The following is a 13,823-nucleotide window of genomic DNA, read 5'->3' as shown; positions in this document are numbered from 1 at the left end:
CCTTAACCCATGAGCTTCTCGAGTGCAGGTTATCAGTTGCAGCCGGTGCTGCCCGAGCTCGTGCTCGCGGTCGGCTCGATGGTGCTGTTGATGATCGGGGCCTATCGCGGGCAGGGGACGACCCGGCTCGTGACCACGCTTGCGACGTTGCTGCTCATCCTCACCGGCGTGCTCATACTGATGCTGCCGTCCGGTAAGCTCGTCACCTTCGGCGGCAGCTTCATCGTCGACGACTTTGCCCGCTTCCTGAAGATCCTCGCGCTGATCGGCTCGGCGGCAACGCTGATCCTGTCGACGGAATTCCTGTCCGACCCGTCGCGTCGCATCTTCGAATATTCGATCCTGGTGCTGCTCTCGACGCTCGGCATGATGGTGCTGATCTCAGCGGGCGACCTGATTGCGCTCTATCTCGGGCTCGAGCTGATGAGCCTAGCGCTCTACGTCGTCGCCGCCAGCCACCGCGACAACGCCAAGTCGACCGAAGCCGGACTCAAGTATTTTGTGCTGGGCGCGCTGTCCTCGGGCATGCTGCTCTATGGCGCCTCGCTGATCTATGGCTTCACCGGCACTGTCAATTTCGCTGGCATCGCGGCGGCTGCGACGACCGGCACGCCCGGCATCGTGTTCGGGCTGGTGTTCCTGCTCGCCGGCCTCTGCTTCAAGGTCTCGGCGGTGCCGTTCCACATGTGGACGCCCGACGTCTATGAGGGCGCGCCGACGCCGGTCACGGCGTTCTTCGCTTCCGCTCCGAAGGTCGCGGCGATGGCAGTGTTCACCCGCGCGACGCTGACCGCGTTCCCTGGCATCGTGCCGCAGTGGCAGCAGATCCTGGTGTTCGTCTCCATCGCCTCGATGGCGCTCGGCTCATTCGCTGCGATCGGGCAGAAGAACATCAAGCGCCTGATGGCCTATTCCTCGATTGGCCACATGGGCTTTGCGCTGGTCGGCCTCGCCGCCGGCACGGTGGAAGGCGCGCAGGGCGTGCTGATGTACGTCGCGATCTATGTCGCGATGACGCTCGGCTCATTCGCAATCATCCTCGCGATGAAGCGCAACGGACAGCATGTCGAGCAGATCAGCGATTTCGCAGGCCTCTCGCGCACCAATCCGCTGCTCGCCTTCTTCTTCGCGATGCTCCTGTTCTCGCTCGCCGGCATTCCGCCGCTCGCGGGCTTCTTCGCCAAGTGGTACGTCTTCGTCGCGGCGATCAAGGCCAACCTGTTCACCCTCGCCGTGATCGGCGTGCTGACCAGCGTGGTGGGCGCCTACTACTATCTCGCCATCATCAAGACGATGTATTTCGACGAGCCGGTGGGCAATCTCGATCCGGTCCGGATCGAATTGCGCGGGGTGCTGGCGGTCGCGGGCCTCTTCAACATCTTCTTCTTCGCTTATCCAGGACCGCTGGTCAGCGTTGCGACCGCCGCGGCGAAGTCACTTTTCTAGATGCCGTTTACACTTGGTCATCGCGCCACTTCCGCCGGCTACAGGCTAGCCGCCTTTGACCAGGTCGGCTCGACGAATGCGGAGGCTCTGGTCTGCGCCCGTGAAGGCGAGCGCGGACCGATGTGGTTCGTGACGACTGAGCAGACGGCGGGGCGCGGCCGACGGCAGCGGACCTGGATCGCGCCACGCGGCAATCTCGCCAGCAGCATCCTTGAGGTCATGGACGTCGCGCCCGCGGTCGCGGCGACGCTCGGCTTTGCCGCGGGGCTGTCGCTGGAGGCTGCGCTGCAAAAGATCAGCGTCGAGGCGGCGCTGCGTCTGGGCGGGACGGATGCGCTGAAGTTCTCCCTGAAATGGCCGAACGACGTGCTGGCCGGGAACAAGAAGCTCGCCGGCATCCTGCTCGAGGCCGAGATCGTCGCGGGCGGCCGCCTTGCCGTCGTGGTCGGCATCGGCACCAATGTCGTAGGGGCGCCGGAGGGCACGCCGACGCCCGCGACCTCGCTGGCCGCTCTTGGCGTCCATGTCGGCGCCGAGGAGCTGTTTACCGCGCTTTCGGAGGCCTGGGTGGAATTCCGCGGCGTCTGGGACAACGGCCGCGGTTTTGCGGAAATCCGCAGGCTTTGGCTCGCGCGTGCGGCCCGGCTGGGGGAGAATGTGGCGGTCCAGACGGGGAACGCTATTCTCGAAGGCACGTTCGACACCATCGATGAGACAGGTTGCATGATTATCCGGCTGCCCGACGGCAAGCACGTCCCCGTAACCGCAGGCGAGGTCTATTTCGGTACGGCGGCCTCAGTAGGATCTGCCTGATGGCACGGCCGGATGAACTGACCTTTGCGCCGCTCGGCGGCGTCGGCGAGATCGGCATGAACCTGTCGATCTATGGGCTCGGCAACCGCCAGCAGCGGTCCTGGCTCGCGGTCGATCTCGGCGTCTCCTTCGGTGACGAGGAGCATCTGCCCGGCATCGACCTGATCATGCCCGACATCTCGTTCCTGGAGAAGGAACGACAGAACCTGATGGGCCTGGTGCTGACGCACGCCCACGAGGACCACTTCGGCGCCATCATCGATCTCTGGCCGAAGCTGCAGTGCAAGATCTACGCGACGAAGTTTAGCGCGGCGCTGTTCGAGGCCAAATGCGCCGCCGAGCGCAACCCGCCGAAAATCCCGATCACCGTGGTGCCCTCGGGCGGGCGCGTCGATATCGGCCCGTTCAACGTCGAATTCATCCCGGTCGCGCATTCAATCCCTGAGTCGCATGCGCTCGCGATCCACACCGAGGTCGGCACCGTCCTGCACACCGGCGACTGGAAGCTCGACCCGACGCCGACCGTCGGGCCGCCGACCGATGAGAAACGCTTGCGCGAGCTTGGCGACGCCGGCGTGCTGGCGCTGGTCGGCGATTCCACCAACGCGGTACGCGACGGGCGTTCGCCCTCGGAAGCCGAGGTGTCGAAGACCATCGCCGAGCTGGTCAAGGGCGCGAAGGGCCGGGTCGCGGTGACGACCTTTGCTTCCAACGTCGCACGCATCAAGGCGGTTGCCGATGCGGCGCGGATAGCGGACCGCGAGGTCGTGGTGGTCGGGCGCGCCATGGACCGCGTGGTCCAGGTTGCGCGCGAGACCGGCTACCTCGACGGCGTGCAGAATTTCCGCGGGCCCGATCTCTACGGCCATTTCCCGGCTGACAAGGTGCTGGCGATCTGCACCGGCAGCCAGGGCGAGCCGCGCGCGGCGCTGGCGCGGATCGCCAAGGACGATCATCCTGAGATCACGCTCAACAAGGGCGATTGCGTGATCTTCTCCTCTCGCACCATTCCAGGCAATGAGAAGGCGGTCGGCTCGATCATCAACGATCTGGTCGAGCAGGGTATCGAGGTCATCACCGATCGCGACCATCTGGTCCATGTCTCCGGCCATCCGCGCCGCGACGAGGTGCGCGACCTGCTGTCCTGGGTGCGGCCGCAGGTTCTGATCCCGGTACATGGTGAAGCGCTGCATTTGCACGAGCACGCCAAGCTCGCGCGTGCTGCGGGCGTGCCAAAAGTGATCGAGTGCCGCAATGGCGACTTGGTCAAGCTCGGGCCCGGCGAGCCCGGGATCATCGCCGAGGTGCCCTCAGGGCGGCTCTACAAGGATGGCATCATTCTGGAGGACGCCAAGTCGCGCGCCGTGGTCGAGCGGCGGCGGCTGGGATTTGCCGGCTGCGCCTTCGTTGCGATCGTCATGACGGCGCAGGGGGAACTGGCCGAAGATCCGGAGGTCGACCTGGTCGGCGTGCCGGAGAAAAATAGCGTAGGCGAGGTGCTCGACGAGATCGTGTTCGATGTGGTGGTATCGACCGTGGAAGGCCTGCCGCGGGCGCGCCGGCGCGACCCGGATGCGGTCGCGGAGTCGGTCCGCCGCGCAGTGCGCGGGACCGTGAACGAGCATTGGGGCAAAAAGCCGATTTGCGTCGTTCACGTGCTGACGGTCTGACGCCGGTTCGGCACGGCGGCGACAAGAACAAGCGTATCTGCGAGGGAGAGACAACATGCTGGGCCGGCTCAACCACGTCGCGATAGCGGTCAAGGACGCCAAGAAGGCGGCCAAGATCTACGGCGCGGCATTCGGCGCCGAGATTTCGGATGCAGTGCCGTTGCCGGAGCACGGTGTCATCACCGTGTTCGTGACCTTGCCCAACACCAAGATCGAGTTCATCGAGCCGCTCGGCGATGCTTCGCCGATCGCAAAATTCGTCGAGCGCAATGCCGACGGCGGCATCCATCACGTCTGCTATGACGTGCCCGACATCATCGCCGCGCGCGACCGGCTGATCGCCGAAGGCGCGCGCGTGCTCGGCGACGGCCAGCCCAAGATCGGCGCCCACGGCAAGCCGGTGCTGTTCTTCCATCCGAAGGATTTTTCCGGCGCGCTGGTCGAGATTGAGCAGGAGTAGCGCCTGATCGGTTCTGATTGCATCAGAACCGATCAGGCTCTAGCTTTTGTCTTGACGCGTTTTCTTGACGCGAGCCGGCATCCACTTCGCTTGAAAACGCTACGGTATGGCCTACAGCATCTCAACCGCGTTCGCGATCTACTTCGTCTTATGGTGGGTCGTGCTGTTCCTGACGTTGCCGTTCGGCGTGCGCAGCCAGCACGAGGAGGGCGGGGGCGTCGAAGGCACCGATCCCGGCGCGCCGATCATGGCGCGGATGGGCCGCAAGCTGCTTTGGACCACGCTGATCTCGGCGGCCATTTTTGCTGTTGCGATGTGGGCCTACAACGCCGGCTATCTCAGCATCGAAAGATTGTCGAAGTTGATGGGAACGCCGTTCTAGCGCGTGTTGTTTTTTTGACTAGTCCACTGACTTTCGGCCTGTTCCTCATGGGAAGGATGGGCGCTTCACTCTTGGGCCTTCCGGCACGGTCCGGTCTATTTGAGATGCTGCTGTGCGATGCGGCGGACACAGGCGCTTGATGCGAACTGATCCGCTGGAAGAAGCGTGTTTACATTCGACAAAACTCGTGCAGACTTGCGCGGCCTGGGAAAAAAGAGAAAATATGGCCGTGGCCGTTGGGAGGCAGCGCGGATTGTCGCATGTTTTCGCATTCTGACCATATCCGCGAAATCGAAAGCGTCAGTCTCGGCGCGGCAACCAACCGTGATGATATTGTCGTGCAGAGCTGGCTGCGCTGCATCAACCAACACCGGCTCGATCCAGCACAGGCTTGCGAAGCCTATATCGTCCCCGATACCGAATTGCGTGAGCACCGTCAGCAGTCGGAAGTACTGATATCGATCGCGCGGTCTGGACTTGAGAACCTGTTTCGGCAGGTCGCCGGACAGAACTATGTGTTGCTGCTCTCGGACCGCCAGGGCGTGACGGTCGAATTTCTTGGAGATCCGCTGTTCGACAATAATCTGCGCAAGGCGGGGCTCTATCTTGGCTCAGAGTGGTCGGAATCCCGGGCGGGTACCTGCGCCGTAGGCGCCTGCATCGAAAGCGGGGATGCGCTAAGCATTCATCAGACCGATCATTTCGACAATACGCACACGCCGCTGTCCTGCACTGCTGCGCCGATCTACGATGTTCGCGGTGCGCTCGCGGCGGTGCTGGACATTTCGCTCCTGAGTTCTCCCATCAAGAAGGCGAGCCAGAATCTCGCTTTGCACCTGGTCACGGCGACCGTGCGGCGTATCGAACTGGCCAACTTGATGGCGCTGGCAAGCCGGGAGTGGGTGCTGCGCTTCGCCCGATCGCCGGAATTTCTGGACGTCGATCCGGAGGCGGCCATTTCCATCGACGGATCTGGACGCATCATCGGGATGACCAATGGTGGCGCCAAGATATTGGCACGTTCCGTGAGCCGCGACTGGCGCCAGCCCGACGATCTGATCGGGCAGCCCCTTTCGCGCTTCTTTGAAATTGATATCAACGACTTGCCGAATCTGACACGACAACGCCGCACGCAGGATCGCCTCGTCTTTGCCCGCGACGGCAACGCGCTGTTTGCCCATGCGATCGAACCGAACATCGCCGTGCGCGCCCCCGCAAGCATCAGGCACGAGATTCCCGCCTCGTTGCGCGATCTCGGCCGAGGCGATCCGCAAATCGCGACACTTCAGGTCAAGGCTGCAAAACTTGCCGCAAAGCCGTTGTCGATCCTCATTCAGGGCGAAACGGGGACGGGCAAGGAATATCTCGCCCGTGCGATCCATGACAGCAGCGCCGTCAAGGGCAGGTTTGTCGCCGTCAATTGTGCGGCGATTCCCGAGCAGTTGATCGAAGGCGAACTGTTCGGCCATGTTCCGGGGGCTTTCACCGGGGCCAATGCCAAGGGCCGCAAGGGTCTGATTGAAGAGGCTGACGGCGGCACGTTGTTCCTCGACGAGATCGGTGACATGCCGCTACCGCTGCAGAGCCGGTTGTTGCGTGTGCTCGCCGAGAAGGAGCTGATGCCGATCGGTGCGACCCGTCCGAAGCCGGTCGATGTTCGCGTGATCTCCGCCTCCCACCGCATGATCGAAACGCTCGTGAGGGAAGGGTCCTTTCGTGAGGACTTGTTTTACCGGCTGAACGCCGCAACGCTGTTCTTGCCGCCGCTCAGGGAGCGATCCGACTTTGCGTGGCTGCTGGGCAAGATCGTGGAGAGGCATCGGGCGAAGGAAGATTCGCTGGTGGTGTCCCCGGCAGCGCTCGATGTGCTTGAGACATACGCCTGGCCTGGCAACATCCGTGAACTGGACAATGTCATCTCGGTCGCCGCGGCGCTCTGTCAGAACGGCGTCATCGAACCTCACGATCTTCCGGATGCTTTGCTAAGAACGACCGGCGTCGCAAAGGCGAAAGAGCCGCATTCGCAGAAGACGATGCTGGAAACGATGCTTGCGGCCTGCGGCGGAAATATTTCGGAAGCCGCGCGCAGGCTGGGTGTCGACCGGTCCACCGTTCATCGTCAAATCAAGCGATACGGTTTGAGCCAACGTACCTGACGCTGTCGCGGTGCGACTGCAACAGGTGTGGCGTCTGTTGCAGGCCGTGCAACAGTAGCGGCCGCTGTTTCGCTAGAGCATTTTCGGTTCTGATTGAATCAGAACCGAAGCTCTAGATTCTTGTTTTGACGCGTTTTCTTCACGCGAACCGGTGTCCACTTCGCTCGAAAACGCTCCAGAAAACGAAGGATTTCTTCGGGTTTTGCCGTTGGCACGGCGATTGCTCCTTTCATTTGCAAGCATTCGTAAGAGTGCAACAGCAAATGGGAGGATTTTCATGCCATTCGATCTCGAGGGGTGCGCGATTGTCGTGACCGGATCCGGCCGCGGCATCGGCGAAGCCATCGCACGCGGTCTTGCGGCGGATGGGGCGCTCCTGACGATCGCGGACATTGACGAAGGCAATGCTTCGACAGTCGCGGAAGGAATTCGCGCCGCAGGCGGCAAGGCGATTGCCGTCCGCGTCGATGTCACCAGCCGCGACAGCGTCAAGGCCATGATCGCCGCGACGGTGAAGGCGCACCGCAAGCTGGATGTGATCTTCAACAATGCGGGCATAGCGCAGACGAAGCCGTTCCTGTCCATCACCGAGCAGGATTGGCGCAGGGTTATGGATACCAACGGTCTCGGTGTTCTCATCTGCATGCAGGAGGCGATCAAGCAGATGATCGCGCAGGGCCACGGAGGCAAGATCATCAACACCGCCTCTATCGCGGGCAAGCAGGGTTATGAACCGCTCGCTCATTATTCGGCCAGCAAGTTCGGCGTCGTGGCGTTGACGCAGGCGGCGGCCCGCGCTTTCGGAGCGCAGAAGATCAACGTCAATGCCATCTGTCCGGGTGTCGTGGCGACGGACATGTGGAAGCTCATCGACAAGGGCTTCAAGGACGAGGGTTTGACCTCGCGCGACAACGAAGCCTTCGAGACGTTCTCTGCCGGGATTCTGCTCGGGCGTCCATCCGCGGCGGACGATCTCTGCGGTGTTTCGCGGTTCCTGGCGTCATCCGCATCCGACTACATGACCGGCCAGAGTCTCGTCGTCGACGGAGGCATGGTTCTTATCTGAGGTCGCGAAGAAAAATCATCACGCTCTATTGCGTTTTTGAGCGACGTGAAAAGCGGTTCGCGCGAAGAAACCGCATCAAAACAAACCAGAACCCCGGCTTGATTCCATCAGCGCCGGAAAGGCTCCAGGAGGGGAAACAAACATGCAGTATGCGATCGAGGTTGCGCCATTACGACTTAATTCGTCGATCAAGGGATTGGCGTTGGTCTACGGGCTCACGATACTTTCGTGTTTCATCGTCAATCTGATCGTGAAGGCGATGCCGATCGGACCATGGAGCAGCGATCAGATCAGCCAGATGTTCTGGCTGGATAACGTCACCTGGCAATTGCTCAGTCTGTGGTGGGCCCTGCTGTCAATCGTATGTTGCGGCTGGCCGTTTGATCGGATCAAGAACAATCTCGCGCGCGGATTTGTCATCGTTGCAGCTTCGTGGATGTTGGGCTGGCTATCGGCAAAGTCGATCTACTGGAGCGGGCTTGGCGCCGATTGGATATTTCCGATCGTCGGATGCATCTTCTTCTTTCTGGCGTTCTTTTCATTCACGGGTGAGAACTGGATCGTGGCGGGTATGCCGCCGTACCGGCAGTTTTTCATTCTGCTGGTTCTGATCGGCTTCTGCACCTATCTCGTTACGAGTTCGGTGGTGCGCTGGATACCGGCCTGGTGGTTTCCCTTCGTGCAGATGGGGGCCGCTACGGGGCTGCTCGCATACTGGACGCGGGGTATGAAACAACCGGGTCGCGGGTTTACGCAGATGGCGATCCTCTTCCTGACCGTGCTGCTCTGCCTATGGGCCAGCCGCTATTTGGGGCTGTGGGATTCCGCCAAGCCCGGCGTCGGGAATTTCTGGTCCATCGGATACTTCACCGACGATCAATACTGGCTGTTGTGGTTCATGGTCGCCTGTTCGGTTACCTATGGCGTTTTGATCCCCATTCACAACTGGCCGTTCTCCCAGATTCCCATGCCGTGGGGTGGATTGGCGGCGTCCAGCTTTTGCCTATTGCTCGCCTATCTGGTGACGAAACTCTTGTTCGACCTGATCGGGCCGGTTTTCGGCAACATCAGCGAAGCCTTCACCTACGGCTACATGGGCACGCACTGGTCCTTCATAGTTCCGATGCTGTTCGGTTACGGGCTGGCCGAGCCCTATCTCTGGAAGGGACAGAGGACACCAGGCTCATGGGATGATGTCCCGTGAGGATGAGAGAGAAGCCGAACCGGGCAACTCGCGATCATAGCCGGTCCAGGCAAATTTCCTTCCATGACCTCCAGCCCGGCATGAGCCGGACCAGGCATTGAAGCCGAATGCAGCAAACCACAAACGCAAATAGTTACAGGAGGAAAGAATGAAAGCCTTGCGATTTCATGCAGCCAAAGATCTGCGTCTCGATACGATTCCAATACCGGCGGAAACGCCAGCCGCGGGTCAGGTCCTGATCCGGAACCGCTTCGTCGGCATCTGCGGCACCGACCTGCACGAGTATGCCTACGGGCCGATCTTCATCCCCGTCGAACCGCATCCGTTTACAGGTGTCAGCGGGCCGCAGGTTCTCGGTCACGAATTCGGCGGCGTGGTTGAAGCGGTCGGGAAGGGGGTTACATCGGTGAAGCCGGGCGACCGCGTATCGGTTCAGCCGTTGATCATGCCACGCGCCGGCGATTATTTCGCCGACCGCGGTCTCTTCCATCTCAGCCCGCAACTTGCATTGGCGGGGTTGAGCTGGGTGTCTGGCGGAATGGCGGAATATGCCCTGCTCAACGAATACAATGTTGAGAAGATTCCAGACGAGATGACTGATGAGGAAGCCGCGCTTGTCGAGCCGACAGCGGTGGCCGTCTACGCCTGCGACCGCGGTGGCGTGACGGCAGGCAACAGCGTGCTGGTCACCGGCGCAGGTCCAATCGGGATCCTGACGCTGCTGGCTGCGCGGGCGGCGGGTGCTGCTCAGCTTTTCGTTTCAGACATCAACGACGCGCGATTGAAATTCGCCAAGTCCATCTTGCCTGACGTCGTCACCATCAATCCGAAGCGCGACAATCCCGGCGATGTGGTCCGCTCGCTGAGCGAAGGGAATGTCGGCTGCGACGTCGCGATCGAATGCGTCGGTAACGAGCAGGCTCTCAAGGCCTGCACGGACGCGGTGCGGAAGCAGGGGGTGGTGGTGCAGACCGGTCTTCATCCCCACGAAAATCCGCTCGACTGGTTCCAGGTCACGTTCAAGGACATCGATATACGGGGATCGTGGGCCTATCCCACGCATTACTGGCCGCGTGTCATCAGGCTGATTAGCACCGGTCTGCTGCCGGCAAAGAAGGTGGTGACCAAGAAGATCACGCTGGATCAGGCGGTCGGAGGAGGCTTCGACGTGCTGCTCGATCCCGCCGGTCAGCATCTGAAAATCCTGATCGATCTGACGAAATAGCTTCTGCGAAAGGCGCGGGCGCTCGCCATGCATAGCGAGCGCCCGCGTTGACTGATGTTACCAAAATACAAGAGAGAGGAGACGACTATGCTGGACAATAGCCCTCACACCAAGGTGGAGGCTGCCCTCGGTAAGCTGGAGGACGCGCTCGCCGGCGGCGAGATCGATGTTGCGGTGAATCTGTTTCAGGCCGATTGCTACTGGCGCGATCTCGTGGCCTTCACCTGGAACCTGCGCACCATGGAAGGTCAGGGCCAGGTTCGCGAGATGTTGACGGCGCAGCTCGCCGGCATCAAACCCCGCCATTTTCGTCAGGACGCAAGCAATCCCGCGAGCGAAGTCGACGGCGTCGCGGACGGCTGGTTTGAGTTCGAAACCGAAGTGGCGCGCGGCTACGGCCATATCCGGCTGAAGAACGGGCTGATATGGACGCTGCTCACAACCATGACGGAGCTGAAAGGCCACGAGGAGCCGAAAGGGTCGATGCGGCCCATGGGGGCCGAGCACGGCAGCGATCCTGCTCGCAAGACCTGGAAGGAAAAGCGCGAACAGGAGATCGCCGAGCTCGGCGTCAAGACGCAACCCTACGTCGTTATCGTCGGCGGCGGTCAGGGCGGCATCGCCCTTGGCGCACGATTGCGGCAGCTCGGCGTGCCGACCATTATCGTCGAGAAGAACGAGCGGCCGGGCGATAGCTGGCGCAAGCGCTACAAGTCGCTCTGCCTGCACGATCCGGTCTGGTACGACCACTTGCCCTACATCCCGTTCCCGGAGAACTGGCCGGTGTTCGCGCCCAAGGACAAGATCGGCGATTGGCTGGAAATGTACACGAAGGTCATGGAGCTGAACTACTGGAGTTCCACGACGTGCAAATCCGCCAAGTACGACGAGAAGGCAAAGGAGTGGACGGTCGTCGTCGAGCGTGGCGGGGAGGAGATCGTGCTGAAACCGAAACAGCTCGTGCTGGCGACCGGGATGTCGGGCAAGGCAAACATCCCGAAGTTCAGGGGGCAGGATGTTTTCAAGGGCGAGCAGCAGCATTCGTCGCAACATCCGGGACCGGACGCCTACAAGGGAAAGAAGGTGGTTGTCGTCGGATCCAACAACTCCGCGCACGATATCTGCGCGGCGCTCTGGGAAGCCGGGGCCGATGTCACGATGTTGCAGCGCTCGTCGACCCACATCGTGAAATCGGACTCGCTGATGGAAATCGGCCTTGGCGATCTCTATTCCGAGCGTGCCGTCGCCTCAGGCATGACGACCCGCAAGGCGGATCTGATTTTCGCCTCGCTCCCCTATCGCATCATGCACGAATTCCAGATCCCGATTTACAACGCCATTCGCAAGAAGGATGCAGCGTTCTACAAGCGCTTGGAAAAGGCAGGTTTCATGCTGGATTTCGGCGACGACGAGTCCGGCCTGTTCATGAAATATCTGCGCCGCGGCTCGGGATATTACATAGATGTTGGAGCCTGCGATCTCGTTGCCGATGGAAGGATCAAGCTGGTGAGCGGCGTGAACGTTCGCGAGCTCAAGGAGCATTCCATCCTGTTGGATGATGGCCGCGAGCTGGATGCGGATCTGATCGTTTACGCCACCGGCTACGGCTCGATGAATGGTTGGGCTGCGGACCTGATCTCCAAGGACGTGGCCGACAAGGTCGGCAAATGCTGGGGACTTGGCTCCAACACGACCAAGGACCCTGGTCCGTGGGAAGGCGAACAGCGCAACATGTGGAAACCGACGCAACAGGAAGGTCTGTGGTTCCACGGCGGCAATCTGCACCAGTCGCGCCACTACTCGCAGTATCTTTCGTTGCAGCTAAAGGCCCGAAAGGAGGGACTTGCGACGCCGGTTTACGGCCTGCAGGAAGTCCATCATCTTTCCTGAGGTTCATTTGCGCGGGTGGCGTGCGGCGATTTCTGTCGCCGCACGCGAAGCGAGCCCGGGTTTCTTCCTCCCTCTCTCCGTTCTTACAGGGAGAGGGGGCGCCCGAGCGCTAGACTAGTTCGTCTCGCTCGCGGAGCGGCGTCCGGATATGACGTCGCCGAACCGCTCCCAGCTTTCGCCCTTGAAGCGAATGAGCTGCAGGTCCTGGATCGGGCCGAAATCGTTGGCGCTCGTGTTCATCTTGATGCCCGGCAGCAGCCCGTCAAGCTCGACGTCCTTCAGCGAAGCGGCCTGCTTCATGACGTTCTCGCGCGTCAGGTTGTCGCCGCAGGCTTTCAGGACATGGACCAGCGATTGGGCGGCTGAATATCCCGTCAGCACCAGCACGTCGGCCCGATTTCCCCTCGGGTAATACTTCGTCAGAAACTCGTCGAAACGGCGGATGCCGGGATCGTCCTTCCACTGGGGGTCCGTCGCATCCTTCAGATAGGTGGCTGACACGATGCCATGGCCGTTCTCCAGGCCGGCCGGTTTCATCACGCTCGCGACCGAAATCGAGACGCTGGTCATGACGTGCATGGGCTTCCAGCCGATTTCCGCGATCTTCTTGATGGCTTGCGCGGCAAACTTGGGAGTCGCGAAGTTGACGATGACGTCGACATTGGCTGACTTCATCTTCACGATGTGCGAGTCGATCGTCGGCTCCGAGGTCTCATAGCTCTCCTCGGCGACGATCATCGAGCGAGCCTTGTCGCCCAGCCCGTCCCTGAAGCCTTTCATGAAGTCGACGCCGGAATCGTCATTCTGGAAGAATACGCCGATCCTGGCGTCGGGCTTCTCGTTCAGTACGTATTTCGCGAAGCTGCGGGCTTCGCTCTGGTAGTTCGGCTGCCAGCCCGTGGTCCAGGGGAAGTGCTTCGGGTCGTTCCACTTGGTGGCGCCGCTGGAGACGAAGAGATGCGGCACTTTTTTCGTGTTCATGTATTTGTGGATGGCGCTGTTGGTCGGCGTTCCCAATGCATGGAAGATCAGGAGCACTTCATCGCTTTCGACCAGCTTGCGGGCCTGCTCGACCGTCTTCGGCGGTGAGTAGGCGTCGTCATATGAGATGAAGTTGATCTTGCGGCCGTTGATGCCGCCCTGTTCGTTGATCATCCTGAAGTAGGCCGCTTCGGTCTCGCCGATGACGCCATAGGCGGACAGCGGCCCGCTATAGGGCATGATGTTGCCAATCTTGATCTCGGTATCGGTGGCGCCGACGTCGTATTTCTTCTGCGCCGAGGCCGTGCTGGTTGCGGCAAGCACAGCGACGGCCGCGAAAAACACCCGCCGGACGGTATGGCTCAATGACATTCCAACTCTCCCTAGCTTGCGCGGGCCGCTTTCTTCGCGCGGCCTCATTGGATCGGTCCGGCCGGACCGTCATGCTGGAGGGTTGACCGGTCCGAACTTGACGCGATATCCTGCCATCAATGTACATTGAATGCAATGTACATCATAAGAGGGTAGGG

At 61.1% G+C, this 13,823-nt stretch carries 11 protein-coding genes; 10 read left to right on the top strand and 1 reads right to left on the bottom strand.

Annotation, left to right across the window (positions count from 1 at the left end):
* Positions 1-9 precede the first annotated feature (9 nt).
* The 10 genes from nuoN (at position 10) to ACZIRK_RS26810 (ending at position 12,312) form a co-directional block, all read left to right on the top strand.
* On the top strand, positions 10-1,446 hold the full coding sequence (nuoN, locus tag ACZIRK_RS26855; protein ID WP_130226876.1) for an NADH-quinone oxidoreductase subunit NuoN: 1,437 nt from the start codon (positions 10-12) through the stop codon (positions 1,444-1,446).
* Entirely contained in the window at positions 1,447-2,259 is an 813-nt protein-coding gene (locus ACZIRK_RS26850) for a biotin--[acetyl-CoA-carboxylase] ligase (RefSeq protein ID WP_130226877.1), read from the top strand.
* The gene (locus tag ACZIRK_RS26845) at positions 2,259-3,929 is read left to right on the top strand and encodes a ribonuclease J (RefSeq protein ID WP_463328393.1); all 1,671 of its coding nucleotides are present in this window, start codon (positions 2,259-2,261) and stop codon (positions 3,927-3,929) included. The genes ACZIRK_RS26850 and ACZIRK_RS26845 overlap by 1 nt, the downstream gene beginning before the upstream one ends.
* A 55-nt stretch (positions 3,930-3,984) precedes the next feature.
* On the top strand, positions 3,985-4,389 hold the full coding sequence (gene mce / locus ACZIRK_RS26840) for a methylmalonyl-CoA epimerase (RefSeq protein WP_028162787.1): 405 nt from the start codon (positions 3,985-3,987) through the stop codon (positions 4,387-4,389).
* Between the two features lie 106 nt (positions 4,390-4,495).
* A complete protein-coding gene (locus ACZIRK_RS26835) occupies positions 4,496-4,771 on the top strand; it encodes a DUF1467 family protein (protein WP_028162786.1) in 276 nt (91 codons plus the stop codon).
* A gap of 260 nt (positions 4,772-5,031) precedes the next feature.
* Positions 5,032-6,927 carry a sigma-54-dependent Fis family transcriptional regulator gene (locus tag ACZIRK_RS26830; protein WP_130226878.1) on the top strand — a complete coding sequence of 632 codons (1,896 nt, stop codon included), beginning with the start codon at positions 5,032-5,034 and terminating at the stop codon, positions 6,925-6,927.
* 277 nt (positions 6,928-7,204) lie between these two features.
* Positions 7,205-7,993, top strand: coding sequence for an SDR family NAD(P)-dependent oxidoreductase (locus ACZIRK_RS26825; RefSeq protein ID WP_130226879.1), 789 nt, complete (start codon positions 7,205-7,207; stop codon positions 7,991-7,993).
* 142 nt (positions 7,994-8,135) lie between these two features.
* On the top strand, positions 8,136-9,197 hold the full coding sequence (locus ACZIRK_RS26820) for a hypothetical protein (protein ID WP_130226880.1): 1,062 nt from the start codon (positions 8,136-8,138) through the stop codon (positions 9,195-9,197).
* Between the two features lie 148 nt (positions 9,198-9,345).
* Positions 9,346-10,422, top strand: coding sequence for a 2,3-butanediol dehydrogenase (locus tag ACZIRK_RS26815; protein WP_130226881.1), 1,077 nt, complete (start codon positions 9,346-9,348; stop codon positions 10,420-10,422).
* Positions 10,423-10,509: 87 nt separating this feature from the next.
* Complete coding sequence (locus ACZIRK_RS26810; RefSeq protein ID WP_130226882.1) at positions 10,510-12,312, top strand: NAD(P)/FAD-dependent oxidoreductase; 1,803 nt, start codon at positions 10,510-10,512, stop codon at positions 12,310-12,312.
* Between the two features lie 114 nt (positions 12,313-12,426).
* Here the strand turns inward: ACZIRK_RS26810 and ACZIRK_RS26805 are convergent, their stop codons facing one another.
* Complete coding sequence (locus ACZIRK_RS26805; RefSeq protein ID WP_130226883.1) at positions 12,427-13,665, bottom strand: ABC transporter substrate-binding protein; 1,239 nt, start codon at positions 13,663-13,665, stop codon at positions 12,427-12,429.
* Positions 13,666-13,823: the final 158 nt, after the last annotated feature.

It is taken from the genome of Bradyrhizobium sp. Leo114, from assembly GCF_055229415.2.
The sequence above is the reverse complement of the archived record's forward strand: the minus strand, read 5'-3'. Positions and strand labels throughout refer to the sequence as shown.